Origin of the sequence: Allokutzneria sp. NRRL B-24872 (assembly GCF_002155965.1) — a bacterium.
In the GTDB taxonomy this organism is placed as follows: Bacteria; Actinomycetota; Actinomycetes; order Mycobacteriales; family Pseudonocardiaceae; genus Allokutzneria.
Window position 1 is genome coordinate 1 of record NZ_MUMH01000202.1, and the last position, 262, is coordinate 262.

Sequence of the window (262 nt, forward strand, 5' to 3'; positions counted from 1 at the left end):
TGCGGCTGGTTGTCCACATCGCGGGTGGTTGTCCACAGATCCGGGTCGAGGTGGCCCAGGGCGTCGGCCGGAGCAGCACAGTGGAACCCGTCAGCCCAGTCCGACCGGAGGTGGAGATGCACGACTCGAAGACGACCGTGATCGGGAACGTGGTGAACGATCCGCAGAGCCGCACCATCAAGTCCGGCGCGTGCGTGGTGTCCTTCCGCGTCGCCAGCAACCGGCGCCGCCTGGACAGGGCGACCGGCGAGTGGATCGACAC

Annotated in this window: 1 protein-coding gene; it reads left to right on the forward strand. The window is 67.9% G+C overall.

The window, feature by feature from the left end; genetic code table 11:
- Positions 1 to 116: 116 nt before the first annotated feature.
- Positions 117 to 262, forward strand: a 146-nt coding sequence (locus CCN37_RS42485; RefSeq protein ID WP_143261964.1) for a single-stranded DNA-binding protein, incomplete at its 3' end; no start/stop codon positions are given.